This is a genomic window from Bacillus sp. EU55, from assembly GCF_038005925.1.
GTDB classification, from domain to species: Bacteria; Bacillota; Bacilli; order Bacillales; family Bacillaceae; genus Bacillus; species Bacillus velezensis.
This window is the reverse complement of the sequence record NZ_JBBOUE010000001.1, coordinates 3,287,073-3,303,092: the sequence shown is the minus strand read 5'-3', so window position 1 is coordinate 3,303,092 and position 16,020 is coordinate 3,287,073. Positions and strand designations below refer to the sequence as shown.

Sequence of the window (16,020 nt, the reverse complement as noted above, 5' to 3'; positions counted from 1 at the left end):
AAATGAGTGAGTAAAAGGGAGGAAACCATGAAAAAGATACTAGTGATTGATGATCATCCGGCTGTCATGGAGGGCACCAAGACGATTCTGGAAACGGACACGAATCTTTCTGTCGATTGCCTCAGTCCTGATGCCAGTGAACAATTCGTTCTCCGGCATGATTTTTCAGCTTACGATCTCATATTAATGGATTTAAATCTGGGTGATGACATCAGCGGCATAGAGCTTTCCAAGAAAATCTTAAAAGAGAATCCTCTCTGTAAAATCATTGTCTACACAGGCTATGAGGTTGAAGATTATTTTGAAGAATCCATCCGCGCGGGCCTGCATGGCGCCATCAGTAAAACCGAATCTAAAGAGAAAATCATGCAATACATATATCACGTGCTCAACGGACAGATTTTAGTTGATTTCTCCTATTTCAAACAGCTGATGACCCAGCAAAAAACAAAAACGTCTTCTTCCTCTCAAAGTGAGCAGGATCGGTTAACACAGAGAGAGCGCCATATTCTCCAAGAGGTCGAAAAAGGTTTGACCAATCAGGAAATCGCAGATGCGCTTCACTTAAGCAAGCGGTCGATTGAATACAGCCTGACATCCATTTTTAACAAGCTGAATGTCGGCTCCCGCACTGAAGCGGTGCTGATCGCCAAGTCAGATAACGTACTATAAATCTTGAAGGGAGAATGACCTATGAATCTGAACAATACATTGCTCGGTGCACTCGGTATTGAAATCACTGAAAACACGCCGGAGAGATGCGTAGCGGTGATGCCGGTGGATAAGAGGACGGTGCAGCCTTTCGGATATCTGCATGGTGGCGCGTCAGCAGCGCTGGCGGAGACTGTTGCAAGTGTCGGGGCCCAGCATTTTATCGACAGGTCGAAACAGGCGTGTGTCGGGCTTGAGATTAATGCCAATCATTTAAAATCCGTGAAAGAGGGCGGGACGGTCACGGCGATTGCGAAACCCGTTCACACAGGCAGGGCAACCATTGTGTACGAGATTAACATTTTCGATGAACGGGAAAGGCTGATCTGTGTTTCCCGCTGCACGCTGGCTGTTATAACAAAATAAACAAACAGCCGGAACCCTGAATCGTCCGGCTGTTTGTTTTTACAAATATGAATCTTCTTTTCGTTTGATCACAAAGTTTCTGATCCCTTTGTAATCATCCTGAACGCTTCTTTTATCAAGCGCCGCTCCCGAATTGTACGCGGCCCTGCATATGAGGTGCGCTCCGACCGGCGCCGTCAGCAGGATAAAAATGATGCCGAGCAGTATTTTTACAGAAATTTCTCCGGTCAGCATCCACAAGTAGCCTAACACCCCGAGCAATACCAAATTAACGCCGAGTGTCGAGCCTTTTGAAGAGGCGTGGGCGCGCGTATACACATCAGGAAGCCTGAGTGTGCCGAAAGACGCGACCAGGCAGATCAGCGATCCCATCAGAATACAAACGGCGACGGCCCATTTAACGATTTCGATCATTTTCGATAATCTCTCCTTTCTCCAAAAACTTAGCAAAGGCAATCGTGCCGATAAACGATAAAATGCCGAGCAGCAGTATGATGTCCAAAAAGGCCGATGTGTTTAAGAGAATGGATACAAGCGCGGTCATGGCAATCAGATTAATGCCGATCCCATCAAGCGCGACGACCCGGTCCGGTACCGTAGGCCCTTTTATGACGCGAATGACGTACAGAAGAGTCGAAACCGCCATAATGCCGAGTGATAATTGCAGAATAAACGTAAACATCAGCGGCTCACCTCCTGAATGGCTTTCTCAAAAGAGACGCGGATGTCATGGATCGCTTTCTCCGCATCTTCAATGTCCATGGCGTGTATATAGAGAATCGACCGGTCATCGGAGATATCCATCACGAGCGTACCCGGTGTTAAAGTGATTAACAGCGAGAGCAGCGTGATCTCCCAATCCTCCGTCAATTCCGTCTTAAACGCGAAAATGCCCGGGCGGATGTTCAGTTTCGGCGATATAACGGTTTTCAGCACGCTGACATTGGCCAAATATAATTCCTTTATAAAGATCAGCGCCAGTCTGATGACCGACCATATTTTCCAAATGTAAAACGGCCGCGAGAAGAAGCGCCGGAAAAAAAACAGCGCCGCCAAGCCCGCGATAAATCCGGTTATAAAACCCGCCGTGCTGAGGCTGTTTGTGAGAAACATCCAGCAAACAGCGAGAAGAACATTTAATAATAGTTGAAAAGCCATGCCATCTACTCCTTCAAAACAGCTTCAATGTATTTTTCCGGATTCAGCAGATTCTCAGCCGTCTGATTGACATACGGCGAAACCCATTCGGTTCCGAGCCCGAACAGAAGCGACAAAAGGAGAAAAGCGGCTGCCGGATAAAGAAGTCCTTTTGCGGACCGTCCGCCTGCGCCGGGGATTTCTTTTTCTTCCCCCCAAAAAGCCGTCGTAAAAACCTTCAGCACAGAATAGAGCACAAGCAGGCTTGATAAGAGAATCAATACGGAAAACAATGTTTCCCCCTTATCAAACCCGCCTTCCGCGATCTTCAGCTTGCCCACAAATCCGCTGAACGGCGGGATGCCGGCCAAAGATATGGCTGAAATAAAGAACATCCATCCTAAAACGGGATAACGGGTGATCAGTCCGCCCATTTTATGCAGGCTGGCAGTGCCTGTCAATGCGATAAGCGTGCCGGCAAGCATAAACAGCGCTCCTTTAATCAGCATATCGTGAATCAAGTAATAAACCGCTCCTTGAATGGAGGCCGGCGTGTTCATGGCAATGCCGAACAAAATCACGCCGACGGCTGTAATAATATTGTAGATGACGATTTTCATGACATCCGAAAAGGCGATAGATCCGATTACGCCGAATAGCACTGTCAGCATCGCAAGCCACATCATCAATTGGTGGGTAAAGCCCGTATCGTGAATAAAGATCAGGGTGAATACTCTTAAAATGGCATACAGACCGACTTTCGTCAAAAGAGACCCGAATAAAGCCGAAATTGCAGCCGGCGGGGCGTAATAAGAGCCCGGCATCCAGAAATACAGCGGGAATATCCCGCCCTTTAAACCGAAAACGACGAGAAGAAGGACGCCGATCACGGTTATCAGCCCGGTCTGGCCCGATTCGCTTATTTTTACGCTTAGATCAGCCATATTCAGCGTGCCCGTCACCGCATATAAGTAACCGACGCCGATGACAAAAAACGCGGATGACACAATGTTAAACACGATGTACTTCAATGATTCTCTTAATTGAATTTTCGTTCCGCCAAGCACGATCAGCATGTAGGACGCGATAAGCAGAAGCTCAAAAAAGACGTACATGTTGAACAGGTCACCCGTCAAAAACGCTCCGCTTACGCCGGCCAGAAGAAACTGCACTCCTGAATAATAGAAAGCGCGCTCCCTTTTTTCTCCGATGGAGCGGAAGGAGTACAGGGTGACGAGCAGCCCGATTATGGCGGTTGTCAAAACAAGCAGTGCGGCGAGCTGATCCGCGGCGAGCACAATGCCGTACGGCGCTTTCCATCCGCCGAGTGTCAGCGTCTGAATCCCGTGTGTGAAAACAGTCTGAACGAGAGCGGCGCTGATGGCGATGGAGACACAGGAAGCGGCAGTGCTGAATATCCGCATCAGCATCACGTGCCTGTTCATAAAAATCAGCAGCACTGCGGCAAGCAGCGGCACCAGAATAGGCAATATCACAAAGTTATTCATGTTGATCATTTCCCCTCATTCGATCCATATCGTCCGTTTTCAGTTCCTGATAGGCGCGAAACGCCATCACAAGCAGGAAGGACGTGACGCCGAACGAAATAACGATCGCCGTCAGTATGAGTGCCTGCGGCAGCGGATCGACAAACGACGTGCTTTTTCCGCCCAGTATGGGAGGAGCGCCTTTTTTCAGTCCGCCCATGGTCAGGAGCAGCAAATGGACGCCGTGGCTTAAAAGCGCGGTGCCGATAATCACGCGCAGCAGACTTTTAGAAAGCAGCAGGTAGGTTGCCGCCATAAACAAAATACCGGCAATGACAGACATTAAGATTTCCACTATTCTTCCTCTCCAATCGTTTGAATAATGGTCATCGTCACGCCGACAACAACGAGATACACACCTAAATCAAACAAAGTGGCCGTCGCAAGCTCCGTATTCCCAAGCACCGGGAGATGAAAATGGCCGAATGTATGGGTGAGAAAGGGTGCTCCGAATAAGAACGAACCTGCACCCGTTGCAATCGCGATAAGCAGACCCGCGCCCGCCACATAAATAAAATTGACGGGCAAAATCGATTTGACGGTTTTTAAATCAAAGGCCAAAAGCAACAGCACGATGGCCGAAGACGTAATCAGTCCGCCGACAAATCCTCCGCCGGGAGCGTTATGCCCCGATAAAAATAAATAGAAAGAGAAAAGCAGAATGATAAAAGATACAAGCTTCGTTGCCGTCTGAAGGATGATGTCGTTTGTTTTTTGCTGTCTCAACGCTCTTCTCCCTCCTCTTTTACATTTGTTCTGATCATGCCGTAAATCCCGAGTGCGGCAATCGACAGCACCGTGATTTCAAACATCGTATCAAATCCCCTGAAATCAACGAGGATGACGTTGACGATATTGTTTCCTCCCCCGAGCTTATGGCTGTAAGCGGTGAAAAAGGAGGAGATGCTGTCTTTTGTTTTTTCGCTGGAAGACGCGATTCCGAGCATTGTCACGATGACGCCGACACCGAGAGAAATGATAAAATTCGTCATCCGGAATGTTCTTGTCTTCTTTTTCCGCCGCATTTTCGGCAGATGGTAAAAACAAAGAAGAAACAAGGCGACGGATATCGTCTCAATGACGAGCTGCGTGAGCGCCAGATCGGGCGCTCTGAAAATCACGAAAAACAGCGCGAGTGTGTACCCGACAACACCGAGTGAGATAATGGCCGTCAGCCGCGATTTGGCGAACACAGTCGCAATCGTTGCGCTCACCATAACGAGGGACAGCACGATTTCATACAGGCCGATTTCAGCCATGCCTTTCGCTGTCATGGAAAAGCCGCCTTTCATGACGAATGCCGTTCCGATGAGAATGATAAACGCCGCAAAAATATACAGCAGATAATCCCGCAAAAATCCGGTCATATAAGATGACGTCAGCTGGTAAGATCTTTTTTCCATACTGCCCGTCACCGCATCGTAAAGCTTGTTCAGCGTCAGTTTTTTCGGAAACAGTCCGTACAAACGCTCCCATTTAGACAGCGTTACGTAACCGATCGTGCCGACAATGATGATGCCGAGGGTCATCATTACCTCAGCCGTCACCCCGTGCCACTGGGAAATATGGACATGGAATGTATCTCCGCCGGTTAACAGAGCCGGATAAATGGAGTTCATCGCCGGTTCAATCAGGCTGTAAGACAAAACGTTCGGTGCAAAAAACAGACTGACGGCGCAAGCGGCAAGAATGACCGGCGAAATCAGCATGCCGAGCGGTGCTTCATGCGGCGTCTTTTCAAGCTGATCAGGTTTGCGCGCGCCGCTGAACGTTCTGAAAAACAGCTTCATGCTGTAGATGAAAGTGAAGACGCTCCCGATCCATGCGAGAACGGGGAACAGCACGCCCCACGTATCCAGGCTGAAAATATCTGCATGAGCAATCCGCAGCATACTTGTAAAGAACATTTCTTTACTTAAAAAGCCGTTAAACGGAGGGAGGCCCGCCATGGAAAACGTTCCGATCAGTGAAACGGTGAACGTTACCGGCATAAGCGCCATCAGGCCGCCGAGCCTGCGGATGTCCCGTGTTCCCGTTTCATGGTCGATAATGCCGACCGCCATAAATAAACTTCCTTTAAAAGTAGCATGGTTAATTAAGTGAAACACAGCCGCGGTGACAGCCGCCGTAAAATACTCTGAATGCTGGTAATGAAGCGCGGCGGCTCCTGCGCCGAGCATCGATACAATCATACCGAGCTGACTGACTGTGGAAAATGCCAGAATCGCTTTTAAATCGGTTTGTTTAATCGCATTGAAGGAAGCCCATACCATCGTGATCAGACCGACTGAGGCAACCGTCCAAAACCAGACGGGTGAAAATGCAAAAACCGGACTGAATCTGGCAATCACATAAATGCCCGCTTTCACCATTGTAGCCGAGTGCAGATAGGCGCTGACAGGAGTCGGCGCCTCCATGGCATCAGGCAGCCAGATATAAAACGGAAACTGCGCTGATTTCGTAAAGGCCCCCAATAACAGGAGAACCATCGCCGGAATAAAGAACGGATGGCCTGCGATAATATGCACCTGGTTGACCATTTCCCTGATACTGAAAGAATCCGTCATCAGATACAGCAGGATAAAGCCGCCAAGCATGCACAGTCCGCCGCCGACGGTAATCAGCAGTGACTTTTCCGCCCCGTAGCGTGATTTCTTCCGCTTATGCCAATACCCGATTAATAAGAAGGATGACAGGCTTGTCAGCTCCCAGAACATATAAAGCACGATGACGTTATCGACGAGCACAACGCCGAGCATCGCGCCCATAAACATCAGCAGGTACACATAAAAGGGGCCGAGCTTTTCTTTGTCCTTCGATAAGTAAAAAATACTGTAAAGCGTCACCAAAGAGCCGATGCCCGTAATCAATAAAGCGAATAACAGCCCGAGTCCGTCAATATAAACGGTATAGTTAATACCGAGGGACGGAATCCATTCGGCCGCATACCGGACGGTTTCCCCAGCCATTGTGACAGGGAGTTTGCTGATAAAGTAAACAAACAGCACAACGGGCACTATCAGCACAAACCAGCCTGTATGGACTTGTTTTACCCGTTTATAAAGAAAGGGAACGATAAATGCAAATAAAAAAGGCGCCAAAATCGCGAAATGTAACAGCTGCAACAGAAGACCTCCTTTGCTTGTTTTTCATCAAGCAACTGCTTTATGTAAGAATGAATCAATCAATTCACGGTCATAGGACCCAGTACAAATTATATCGCACTTTTTTTTACCCTGCTACGGCATAATGTATTCCTCTCTGTGTTTTTGTGGTCTTTTGAACCCAAAATAAATTTATCAAATATCCTGATCTTTGTATATACATTTATCTTTCAGATCAAGCTTTTAAAAAAGGAGCTGGTCAGATGAAGAGAAAGGCGGCGGCCTGTATTGGAATATTTTGTTCTATTATTGCAGGAACATTCATAGCGGACGATTTCTGCAAAGGGAGGCAGCAGACGGAGGCGGATAATTGGGAGCGTTTTTTTCTCGGTGCGGAATACGCAGAAGACAAGCTGAGTGCGGCTGAATCAATGCAAACGCCGTTTCAGCCGCGTGAGTATATCAGAATCGTATATAGATAAAAAGAGTTCCGGCACCAGGGTGCGGAACTCTTTTTGTGTGGCAATCAGCGTTTTCCTTTAATGTAAGGGATGCCGTTGGCTTTAGGAGCGTCCGCGCGGCCGATGAAGCCGGCAAGCGCGAGTATGGTCAGAATGTAAGGAGCCATCAGCATGTATACATTCGGAATGTCTTTGAACAGGGGCAAAAGCGAGCCGATAATGCTCAAACTCTGCGCAAATCCGAAGAACAGCGCCGCCCCGAGCGCGCCGATCGGATGCCATTTGCCGAAAACCAGCGCGGCAAGAGCGATAAAGCCTTGCCCGGAAATGGTGGAGTGGGTGAAATCAAGCGCGATCGTGGAAGCATATACACCGCCGCCGAGCCCGCCGAACAGCCCGCTGATCATAACGCCGATATAGCGCATGCCGAACACGTTGATTCCCATCGTATCGGCCGCCATCGGATGTTCTCCGACAGAACGGATGCGGAGGCCGAACGGCGTTTTGAATAAAATAAACCAGGAAACAAAGGCCAGTACGATGGCTAAAATCGACGTATAATAGACGTCGGAAAAGAAAATCTTTCCTAAAACCGGAATATCGCTTAACCCGGGAATGTTCGTTTTGTAAAAGGGCTCCGGGATTTTATCAGTCTGGGCCTTTCCGTAAATCAGCTTGACGATAAACAGTGTCGCTCCTAACGCGAGCATATTGATCGCCACACCGGTTACCGTCTGATCGGCGCGGAAAGAAACCGCGGCAGCCGCGTGGATCAGTGAGAACAGTCCGCCGGCAATCATAGCCGCAGCCAGAGCGAGCCACGGAGCGGCGGCGCCAAGCTCGCGTCCGAAAAATAAGTTGAACATGACGCTTGTAAAGGCGCCGATAATCATCAGTCCTTCAAGACCGATGTTGACAACTCCCGATCTTTCAGAAAACACGCCGCCGAGAGCGGTTAAAATAAGCGGAGCCGCATATACGAGTGTTGCCGGGACAATAATGGATAAAATCTGCAGGAAGTCCACTTACTTCGCCCCCTTTTTCTTCAATTTATCAAGGATGAGACGGATGGCGTAGCTTGATGCCACAAACAAAATAATAATGGCGATGACGATGTCAACGACTTCAGAAGGCACCCCGGATTCAATCGGCATATTTAATGCCCCGACTTTAAGGCCGCCGAGAAGACATGCCGCCAGAACAACGCCGATTGCCGTGCTGCCGCCGAGAAGCGCAACCGCAATGCCGTCGAAGCCGACGCCGGTAAAGGCGCCCTTAACCGCCGCGTATTGAAAGGTTCCGAGTCCTTCCATCGCGCCGGCAAGCCCCGCGAAGGCGCCGGAAATCATCATGGCGTACATCATATTTTTTCTGACGCTCATTCCGGCGTATTGTGCGGCGTGCTGGTTAAAGCCGACAGCCCGGAATTCAAATCCGCTTTTTGTTTTATGAATGATAAACCACATGAGAACTGCCGCAAACAGAGCGAGCAGAATGCCCCAGTGAAGGCGGGAGTAATCTGTCAGCTGCTCTAAAAACGGCGAGCGGAGCGACGCGCTTTCATGAATTTTGTCTGTTTTGTCCCGGTGGTCCGTCATGACATCGGAAATGAGATAATTGGTTAAATGAAGAGCGATATAATTCATCATGATCGTGACAATCACTTCGTGGACAAAAAAACGGGCTTTTAAAAATCCGGGAATCAGGCCCCAAATGCCGCCCGCAGCCGCGGCCGCCAATAACGAAAGCGGAAGGTGGATATAAGCGGGGGCGTCAAAGGAAGCGCCGACCCACACCGCGGCGGTCCAGCCGACAAGGAGCTGTCCTTCAACCCCGATATTAAACAGGCCGGTCCGAAATGCGAATGCCACGGCCAATCCGGACAAAATATATGGCGTAATCTGCCGGATCGATTCCCCGATGTAATACACTTCACCGAAAATGCCGCTCCAAAGAGCCGAATACCCGCTTACGACATTGTAGCCGCTGGCGAGCATGATGACCGCACCCGCAGCTAACCCAAGGATGATCGCAATCAGCGGCACAGCCAGATGAGAAAGTCGATTAATCATGTGTTTTCCCCGCCTCCATTTGCTTACTTCCCGCCATTAAAAGTCCGAGCTCCTGCTCGTTTGTTTCAAGCGGATTGACGTTTGCGATGATGCTGCCTTCAAAGATGACGGCGATGCGATCGCTGAGATTCATTATTTCATCAAGTTCAAAAGATAACAGAAGCACCGCTTTACCGGCATCACGCTGCTCAATGAGCTTTTTATGGACGAATTCAATCGCGCCGACATCGAGTCCCCGCGTCGGCTGGGCCGCAATTAAAAGATCCGGATTTCTGTCCACTTCCCGGCCGATAATGGCCTTTTGCTGATTCCCCCCGGAGAGAGCGCGCGCAGGCGTATATTCATCAGGTGTTCTGACATCGTATTCTTCAATCAGGCTTCGCGCTTTGTCATAAATCGTGTGTTTATTTAATATGCCGAAAGAAGAGTAGGGCTTTTGGTAATAACTTTGCAGCACGATATTTTCTCCGATCGGAAAATCAAGGACGAGCCCGTGTTTATGCCTGTCCTGCGGTATATGCCCGATTCCGGCTTCAGTGACTTTCCTGGGCGGCATGTTTTGCAGCTGTTTGCCGTTTAACGTGATCGTGCCGGCATTTGTTTTTCTGAGACCTGTAATGGCTTCAATTAATTCAGACTGGCCGTTTCCGTCAACGCCCGCAATGCCGACGATTTCACCGGATCTGACTGAGAGGGAGAGCTGCTTGACCGCCTCAACGCCGCGCGCGTCTTTAACCGTTACATCAGAAAGCGAAAGCACTTCTTGTTTCGGATCGGCCGCTTGTTTATCCGTCTTGAATGACACTTCGCGTCCGACCATAAGGCTTGCCAGTTCATCTTGATCCGTATGTGCGACATCGAGTGTTGTAATGCCTTTTCCTTTCCGTATGATGGTGACACGGTCGCAGACTTCCATAATCTCTTTTAATTTGTGGGTGATGAGGATAATTGATTTTCCTTCATTGACAAGATTTTTCATAATCTGAATCAGTTCTTGAATTTCGTGCGGAGTCAGCACCGCGGTCGGCTCGTCAAAAATGAGAATGTCGGCCCCCCGGTAGAGGGTCTTTAATATTTCCGCCCGCTGCTGCATACCGACGGAAATATCGGCAACTTTGGCTTCAGGATCAATGTGCAGGCCGTAACGGTCGGAAATATCGCGCACGTCCCGGGCGGCGCGCTGTCTGTCAATCCGGCCGAATGTTTTCGGCTCTTTTCCGAGAATGATATTTTCTGAGACGGTAAAGGTATCCACAAGCATAAAATGCTGGTGCACCATCCCGATGCCGAGATCGTTGGCTTTGTTCGGGCTGTTGATGTGAACGCGCTCGCCCCGCACCCGGATCTCGCCTTTTTCCGGCTGATACAGGCCGAATAAAACGTTCATGAGTGTCGATTTTCCGGCGCCGTTTTCACCGAGAAGGGCGTGTATTTCGCCTTTTTTCACTTGAAGCGTGACGTCATCATTGGCGACGATTCCGGGAAACTCCTTGCGTATATTAAGCATTTCAATGATATAATCCACCGATTTGACGCTCCTTTTCAGAGATACTTTGATGAGAAAGAGCTTGGCAAAAGAAAAGCTGCAAGAGATGCAGCTTTTCCTTCACCGCTCTTTTCATAAAAGAGAGGGGATAAGCACGGAAGTCTCCTTATCCCCTGGTTCTTACTCAGCCTTGAAGGATTTCAATTCTTTTTCAGTTGAAGGGATCTCGAGCCCGTCCGCGATTTTCTTCTTCCAATCGTCTGTTGCTTTGATGACATCGTCAGAAAGGTTCTCCTTGTGATCCGAGATGCCGACTGCATCTTGCGCCAAACCGTATGTTAATGTTTTGCCGCCCGGGAATTTCCCGTCACTCGCTTTTTTCGTTAAGTCCTCTACGGCTGTATCCACTTTTTTGACCATTGATGTGAGAGTGACATTGTCTTTTGTGCCTTTGACTTGACCTTCCGTGTACTGGTCTTTATCAACACCGATAACCCATACGTTCCGCTTCGGATCTTCTTTTTTCAGATTTTTCGCTTCTGTGAAGACGCCCGTTCCCGTTGCGCCGGCCGCGTGATAAATGACGTCAACGCCTGATTTGTACATGCTTTCAGCCGTAGCCTTACCGACATCGGCTTTGTCAAATCCGCCCGCATATTTCACTTCGACGGTCGCTTTCGGATTTGCGGCTTGTACACCCGCGCGGAAGCCGATTTCGAATTTTTTGATCAATTCAGACTCCATTCCGCCCACGAATCCGACTTTTCCCGTTTTGCTCGATAGCGCAGCGGCCGCTCCCACGAGGAATGAACCTTCCTGCTCTTTAAATGTAAGGCTCGCCACGTTGTCTTTTTTGACAACGGCGTCAATGATCGCAAAATTTGTGTCTTTGCGCTGATCGGCGATTTCGCTGATGGAATCCTGCATCAGATACCCGACGCCGTAAATCAGGTCAAAGTGTTCCCGCGCTAATTTATTTAAGTTCGTTGTATAATCCGCATCTGATTTTGATTGAAGATAGTCAAAACCGCTTTTGCCTTTTGTAAGCCCGTTGTCTTTTCCGAATGCCTGAATACCTTCCCAGGCGGACTGGTTAAATGATTTGTCATCGACACCGCCGATATCCGTTACCATGCCGACGGTAAAGTTTTTGCTGCCGGAGCCGTTTGCTTTGTCACTTGAACCGCATGCGCTTAATATGGTTCCGGCCGCCGCGATGAGCGCCATCGCCATTCCGATTTTGCGTTTTTTCAAAGATATAACCCCCCTGTAAAATATGGCTGTGCCGTTCAATTCAGACTTGAGTCCCCGTACCGGATGCAGAATCGAAAAAACTTTCTGATAATAATGATGAGACGTCTCTCTTTTTCCCGCCTTGAGCGGCTGTCTCTTCCGGGTTTGGGACTTATGACTTATCTGAAAAGATCTGCTAACCAATCATAATTTATCATTTTACCCGCCATAAATAAATAGAAATTTGCTTATTTTTTAAAAAATATCAATTTTATGAATCGGCTTCCTCATCTGGATAAAACAGAGGAGGATCAGCCGGGTCATTATCCTTATATAGCATACAAAAAAGGAATCTCAATCCTTTTGTCACGGGATATGACAGTAAAAAAGCACCGTTCACAGCGGAACGGCGCTTTTTGACATTATAAATATTGTTTGATGCTGCTGACATTGCCGGTGTTGATATGATATTGAAAGACGGGTCTGCCGATCGTGCCGTACGCCATCTCTACATTCAGCACTTGTATGTCTTCCAGAAATTTAAGGTATTTCCGGATGGAGACTTGCGAGATTTCAGTATGCTTGGCGAGATCTTCCGTGGTAAAAGAGCCGTCACCGAAAGACTCAATGCTCGCCCAGATGAGTTTAAGCGTACTTTTTGTCAATCCCTTCGGAAGGTGAACCTTTTCCGCCGCTTCTTTCTTTTGAAAAAGCTCGGCATCCAATTCTTTCTGTGTCATGCTTCTGTGTGATTGATAAACTTTCTGCTTGCGTCTGTAGTCGGAAAGAGCGGTTTGAAAGCGGTCAAATTCAAATGGTTTGATTAAATAATCGACGGCGCCGTACCGAAGCGTTTTTTTGATAACGTCCAGCTCGCTTGCGGCCGAAATGACGATGACATCAACCGATTCATTTTGCTTGCGGATTTCCGTTAAAAGCTCAAGCCCGTTTTTTCCCGGCATGTAAATGTCAAGAAGGATGAGATCGATATGATGCTCGCTCAGCACGTGCAGCGCGCTTTGAAAGGATGATGCGATCCCTTTCAGCTGAAATCCTTCAATCTGGCTGAGATAGCGTTTATTTAATTCACCCACCATGGGGTCGTCTTCAACTATGAGTACATTAATCATCATTTTCCTCCTTCGGTTCATACGGAATGCGAAGACTGAAAGTCGTTCCTTCATTCTTTTCACTTGTCACAATCATATGGCCTTTTAAATTTTCTGTTGCCTGCTGGGTGAAATAGAGGCCGAACCCCCGGTTTGTCCCTTTCGTGGAATAACCTTGTTCAAAAATACGGGCTTGGTCTGCCGCAGACATTCCGGCTCCCGTGTCCGTAATCTCTATATCAAGCTGACGATCCTGAAACCGCATTGAGCACGTAATGTTTTTTTTCGGCATCTGCGCCACCGCGTCGAGCGCGTTGTTTAACAGGTTTCCGATAATCGTAATGAGCTCATGGATGACGGCCGGATCTGCCGCATTCGGGATCAGGCTGCCTAGCTGAATGTCCAGATCAGCACCCTGTTCGCGTATGTAGCTTTGTTTTCCTAGAAGAAACCCTGCGAGAACCGGACTTTTGACATCACTTATAATTTCGCTTGTTTCCGTCTTCTGCTGAATGGCAATGTCTTTAATGTAAGTGCCGAGATCATCGTATTCTTTTAACTGGACAAGCCCTAAAATGACATGAAGCTTATTCATGAATTCATGAGACTGGGCTCTTAATGCGTTTGCATACATTTTAACACCGGACAGCTGTTCTGCTAAATGTTTGACCTCCGTTTTGTCCCTGAACGTGGCGATCGCTCCGACGGTTTGTCCTTTCAGATGAATCGGAACCTCATTAAAGACCAGCTCAAGTCCGTTAATGCGGATATCCCTGTCCTGAAGCGGTTTTTTCGTTTCAATCACCTGTTTCAGCCGGCTTTTCGGGAGAATATCGTTCACATCTTGATCGACCGGATTAGTCGAAATACCCATTTTAATAAAAAGCCGTTTCGCTTCCGCATTGGCAAGCTTAATTTTTCCCCGCGCGTCAACCGCCAGAATGCCTTCTTTCGTTGATTCGAGCATGGCGCTCCGCTCTTCCAGCAGGGTGGCGATTTCATAAGGCTCAAGACCGTACATAATGTTTTTGACGGTGCGGGCGACAATGACGGCTCCGATGACGCCGACAAAAATACTTACGCAGATGATGAAATAAAGCGGTCTCAAACTGTGGCTGACGACATCCTGTATTTTGTTAAGCGAAATTCCGACCGAAACGACGCCCACTTGTTTTTTATCTTTTCCATAGATCGGTACGAAGGCTCTCATGGATTTCCCGAGGGTTCCCGCTGATGTGCTCGTTTTGATATGGCCGTGCATCGCCGGCTGTTCGTCTCCGCCGGTGAATTTCTTCCCGATTTTATTTGCGTCGGGGTGGGTGAGGCGGATGCTGTTCATATCCATCACTACGACAAATTCGGTACCTGTCGTATGCTGGACGTCTAATGTATAATCCCGGAGCTCTTTCAGCCCTTTTCTTGTTTGCAATGCCTGCGTGACACTCGGTGTTTCCGCGACCAGCTTTGCGGTGCGCAGCGCGGTTGTCCGTTCTTCTTCTTTCACGCGGTCTGCTGTTTGGACGCTGATCGTGAAAAAGGTGATACAAAGTGCGATAAGGACGACAATACAGACGAATATCGTTAATCGGGTTTGCAATTTTAATGTTTTTTTCATAACAGCCTTCCTTACGTTTATCATTCCCGCGTTCTACTTTACTCCGAAAAAGCCGGTTTGTGAAGATCAGGCCCTTATTTCGTAAAAGTGAGGAAAAATGGTATTTTTTATCTTGTCAATGTGTTTTAAGTCCTCCATAATAAGTGAGGTAGATTACAGAAAGGGACTTTTTATATGAAAAATACTTATTGGACGGGTTATTTTCCGCTCGTTGCGATTCTGCTTTTTAGTTCGTCATTATCCATTTCTACCTCGCTTTATGTCATGAAGATACTTCAGACGCTCGGCATGTATCAGGGGATGCTGGATTATTTCTCTGAGAAAGGGATCAGACTGGCGCTTTTTGCAGCGTTCGCCCTTGTGTATTTTATGCTCTTTTCGGCTTTGAAGCTGATTGCAAACACAGTGACAGAGCTGTCTCTTTTGTTTTTCACAAATGACCCTGAGGGGGACAATCTGAAAAAAATCAGATTAGGGTCTTTAATTTATGTAGGCGGAGGAATTCTTTCCTTTGCGCTCGTGCAGAATGGTTTTTGGATTGCGGCGTTATTTGCCGTTGTTACGCTCGTTTATTTGATTTTCATGGTGTACAGAATCTATTCGACACTCTCTATCGTTTCGCTGATCGGTTTTATATTGCTTGAGATTCTGTTTTGGTTTACTTTTGTTATCGGTATTTTGTACATCTTTATCAAGCTTTATAATAGCATAATGGCTAGCTTACCTGTGTAAGCTAGCCATTTTTGTTAAGACAGAAATCTGTTTTTGATCTCAGGGGAGGGGAGCATGCATGCTTCCCTTTTTCCGAACCATTTGTAACGGCGCCGGGCGATGAAAGAATAGGCTCTGTCCCTGAGGGGGCGGGGCACTGCGAAAAAAACCGCTGACAGCCGCCAGGCTCCGCGGAGATGACGTGAAACCTTTAACACGGCTGCGGATTTTTTGTATATCCGCCCGTTTTCGATAAAAATCATGCTGTCAAATTGTTCTGTCGGAAGTCCTTCTGATGCCAAAAGCTCCCGGGCGGTATCTGATTGCAATGAAGCAAATGAGATTTTGCCGGCCGGATCGCGTTTAATGATGAATTGAACGGCGCCGCTGCATAAGTTGCAGACGCCGTCAAACAAAAGCACGCGGTCCGGAAGCTGAGCTGGTTTCAAAGCGGATCCCCTCCGTTAT

18 protein-coding genes are annotated in these 16,020 nt (G+C 48.1%); 4 read left to right on the top strand and 14 right to left on the bottom strand.

The genetic code is table 11. The annotated features are described in order from the left end of the window. Positions 1 to 27 precede the first annotated feature (27 nt). Both NYE50_RS16865 and NYE50_RS16860 read left to right on the top strand, forming a co-directional pair. The gene (locus NYE50_RS16865; RefSeq protein ID WP_172870114.1) at positions 28 to 672 is read left to right on the top strand and encodes a response regulator transcription factor; all 645 of its coding nucleotides are present in this window, start codon (positions 28 to 30) and stop codon (positions 670 to 672) included. 21 nt (positions 673 to 693) lie between these two features. After that, positions 694 to 1,077 (top strand): hotdog fold thioesterase, encoded by a 384-nt coding sequence (locus NYE50_RS16860; protein WP_014418761.1) that lies wholly within the window; start codon positions 694 to 696, stop codon positions 1,075 to 1,077. Between the two features lie 39 nt (positions 1,078 to 1,116). On the opposite strand, the gene mnhG is transcribed toward NYE50_RS16860, so the two are convergent. The 7 genes from mnhG to NYE50_RS16825 are packed head-to-tail and all read right to left on the bottom strand — an operon-like array spanning position 1,117 to position 6,886. Further along, complete coding sequence (mnhG, locus tag NYE50_RS16855; RefSeq protein ID WP_003152056.1) at positions 1,117 to 1,491, bottom strand: monovalent cation/H(+) antiporter subunit G; 375 nt, start codon at positions 1,489 to 1,491, stop codon at positions 1,117 to 1,119. After that, positions 1,475 to 1,759, bottom strand: a complete 285-nt coding sequence (locus tag NYE50_RS16850; protein ID WP_017419420.1) for a Na(+)/H(+) antiporter subunit F1 — start codon at positions 1,757 to 1,759, stop codon at positions 1,475 to 1,477. Before NYE50_RS16850 ends, mnhG begins: the two co-directional genes overlap by 17 nt. Beyond that, positions 1,759 to 2,235: a Na+/H+ antiporter subunit E gene (locus tag NYE50_RS16845; protein ID WP_077722767.1), complete on the bottom strand. Its 477-nt coding sequence runs from the start codon at positions 2,233 to 2,235 to the stop codon at positions 1,759 to 1,761. The genes NYE50_RS16850 and NYE50_RS16845 overlap by 1 nt, the downstream gene beginning before the upstream one ends. A 5-nt stretch (positions 2,236 to 2,240) precedes the next feature. Then, the gene (locus tag NYE50_RS16840; protein ID WP_095273326.1) at positions 2,241 to 3,722 is read right to left on the bottom strand and encodes a Na+/H+ antiporter subunit D; all 1,482 of its coding nucleotides are present in this window, start codon (positions 3,720 to 3,722) and stop codon (positions 2,241 to 2,243) included. Next, positions 3,715 to 4,056 (bottom strand): Na(+)/H(+) antiporter subunit C, encoded by a 342-nt coding sequence (locus NYE50_RS16835; RefSeq protein ID WP_003152063.1) that lies wholly within the window; start codon positions 4,054 to 4,056, stop codon positions 3,715 to 3,717. The genes NYE50_RS16840 and NYE50_RS16835 overlap by 8 nt, the downstream gene beginning before the upstream one ends. Then, complete coding sequence (locus tag NYE50_RS16830) at positions 4,056 to 4,487, bottom strand: Na(+)/H(+) antiporter subunit B (RefSeq protein WP_007613424.1); 432 nt, start codon at positions 4,485 to 4,487, stop codon at positions 4,056 to 4,058. The genes NYE50_RS16835 and NYE50_RS16830 overlap by 1 nt, the downstream gene beginning before the upstream one ends. After that, entirely contained in the window at positions 4,484 to 6,886 is a 2,403-nt protein-coding gene (locus NYE50_RS16825) for a Na+/H+ antiporter subunit A (RefSeq protein ID WP_224987996.1), read from the bottom strand. The genes NYE50_RS16830 and NYE50_RS16825 overlap by 4 nt, the downstream gene beginning before the upstream one ends. Positions 6,887 to 7,128: 242 nt before the next feature. Here NYE50_RS16825 and NYE50_RS16820 point away from each other — a divergent pair, with 242 nt between their 5' ends. Next, complete coding sequence (locus NYE50_RS16820; RefSeq protein ID WP_014721737.1) at positions 7,129 to 7,347, top strand: hypothetical protein; 219 nt, start codon at positions 7,129 to 7,131, stop codon at positions 7,345 to 7,347. Positions 7,348 to 7,391: 44 nt separating this feature from the next. On the opposite strand, the gene nupQ is transcribed toward NYE50_RS16820, so the two are convergent. The 6 genes from nupQ to malK all read right to left on the bottom strand — a co-directional run bounded on the left by nupQ (position 7,392) and on the right by malK (position 14,841). After that, positions 7,392 to 8,351 carry a guanosine ABC transporter permease NupQ gene (nupQ, locus tag NYE50_RS16815; protein ID WP_003152071.1) on the bottom strand — a complete coding sequence of 320 codons (960 nt, stop codon included), beginning with the start codon at positions 8,349 to 8,351 and terminating at the stop codon, positions 7,392 to 7,394. Then, positions 8,352 to 9,398, bottom strand: coding sequence for an ABC transporter permease (locus NYE50_RS16810; RefSeq protein WP_159354529.1), 1,047 nt, complete (start codon positions 9,396 to 9,398; stop codon positions 8,352 to 8,354). It abuts the gene before it with no gap. Next, positions 9,391 to 10,923: an ABC transporter ATP-binding protein gene (locus NYE50_RS16805; RefSeq protein WP_017419415.1), complete on the bottom strand. Its 1,533-nt coding sequence runs from the start codon at positions 10,921 to 10,923 to the stop codon at positions 9,391 to 9,393. Before NYE50_RS16805 ends, NYE50_RS16810 begins: the two co-directional genes overlap by 8 nt. A 141-nt stretch (positions 10,924 to 11,064) precedes the next feature. Then, on the bottom strand, positions 11,065 to 12,138 hold the full coding sequence (locus NYE50_RS16800) for a BMP family lipoprotein (protein ID WP_159354528.1): 1,074 nt from the start codon (positions 12,136 to 12,138) through the stop codon (positions 11,065 to 11,067). Positions 12,139 to 12,539: 401 nt separating this feature from the next. Then, a complete protein-coding gene (locus NYE50_RS16795) occupies positions 12,540 to 13,247 on the bottom strand; it encodes a response regulator (RefSeq protein WP_003152077.1) in 708 nt (235 codons plus the stop codon). Next, complete coding sequence (gene malK / locus NYE50_RS16790; RefSeq protein ID WP_094296256.1) at positions 13,240 to 14,841, bottom strand: malate sensor histidine kinase MalK; 1,602 nt, start codon at positions 14,839 to 14,841, stop codon at positions 13,240 to 13,242. Before malK ends, NYE50_RS16795 begins: the two co-directional genes overlap by 8 nt. A 174-nt stretch (positions 14,842 to 15,015) precedes the next feature. Here malK and NYE50_RS16785 point away from each other — a divergent pair, with 174 nt between their 5' ends. Continuing rightward, a complete protein-coding gene (locus tag NYE50_RS16785) occupies positions 15,016 to 15,573 on the top strand; it encodes a YufK family protein (protein WP_007408662.1) in 558 nt (185 codons plus the stop codon). Positions 15,574 to 15,587: 14 nt separating this feature from the next. On the opposite strand, the gene NYE50_RS16780 is transcribed toward NYE50_RS16785, so the two are convergent. Then, positions 15,588 to 16,001 carry a thiol-disulfide oxidoreductase DCC family protein gene (locus NYE50_RS16780; RefSeq protein ID WP_014305710.1) on the bottom strand — a complete coding sequence of 138 codons (414 nt, stop codon included), beginning with the start codon at positions 15,999 to 16,001 and terminating at the stop codon, positions 15,588 to 15,590. Positions 16,002 to 16,020: the final 19 nt, after the last annotated feature.

What these genes read in the sequence shown, in the direction of transcription:
- mnhG (WP_003152056.1), bottom strand. Translation starts at nt 1,491, where the DNA reads ATGATCGAAATCGTTAAATGGGCCGTCGCCGTTTGTATTCTGATGGGA.
- NYE50_RS16785 (WP_007408662.1), top strand. Translation starts at nt 15,016, where the DNA reads ATGAAAAATACTTATTGGACGGGTTATTTTCCGCTCGTTGCGATTCTG.
- NYE50_RS16865 (WP_172870114.1), top strand. Translation starts at nt 28, where the DNA reads ATGAAAAAGATACTAGTGATTGATGATCATCCGGCTGTCATGGAGGGC.
- NYE50_RS16860 (WP_014418761.1), top strand. Translation starts at nt 694, where the DNA reads ATGAATCTGAACAATACATTGCTCGGTGCACTCGGTATTGAAATCACT.
- NYE50_RS16795 (WP_003152077.1), bottom strand. Translation starts at nt 13,247, where the DNA reads ATGATTAATGTACTCATAGTTGAAGACGACCCCATGGTGGGTGAATTA.
- malK (WP_094296256.1), bottom strand. Translation starts at nt 14,841, where the DNA reads ATGAAAAAAACATTAAAATTGCAAACCCGATTAACGATATTCGTCTGT.
- NYE50_RS16840 (WP_095273326.1), bottom strand. Translation starts at nt 3,722, where the DNA reads ATGAATAACTTTGTGATATTGCCTATTCTGGTGCCGCTGCTTGCCGCA.
- NYE50_RS16820 (WP_014721737.1), top strand. Translation starts at nt 7,129, where the DNA reads ATGAAGAGAAAGGCGGCGGCCTGTATTGGAATATTTTGTTCTATTATT.
- NYE50_RS16845 (WP_077722767.1), bottom strand. Translation starts at nt 2,235, where the DNA reads ATGGCTTTTCAACTATTATTAAATGTTCTTCTCGCTGTTTGCTGGATG.
- NYE50_RS16850 (WP_017419420.1), bottom strand. Translation starts at nt 1,759, where the DNA reads ATGTTTACGTTTATTCTGCAATTATCACTCGGCATTATGGCGGTTTCG.
- NYE50_RS16810 (WP_159354529.1), bottom strand. Translation starts at nt 9,398, where the DNA reads ATGATTAATCGACTTTCTCATCTGGCTGTGCCGCTGATTGCGATCATC.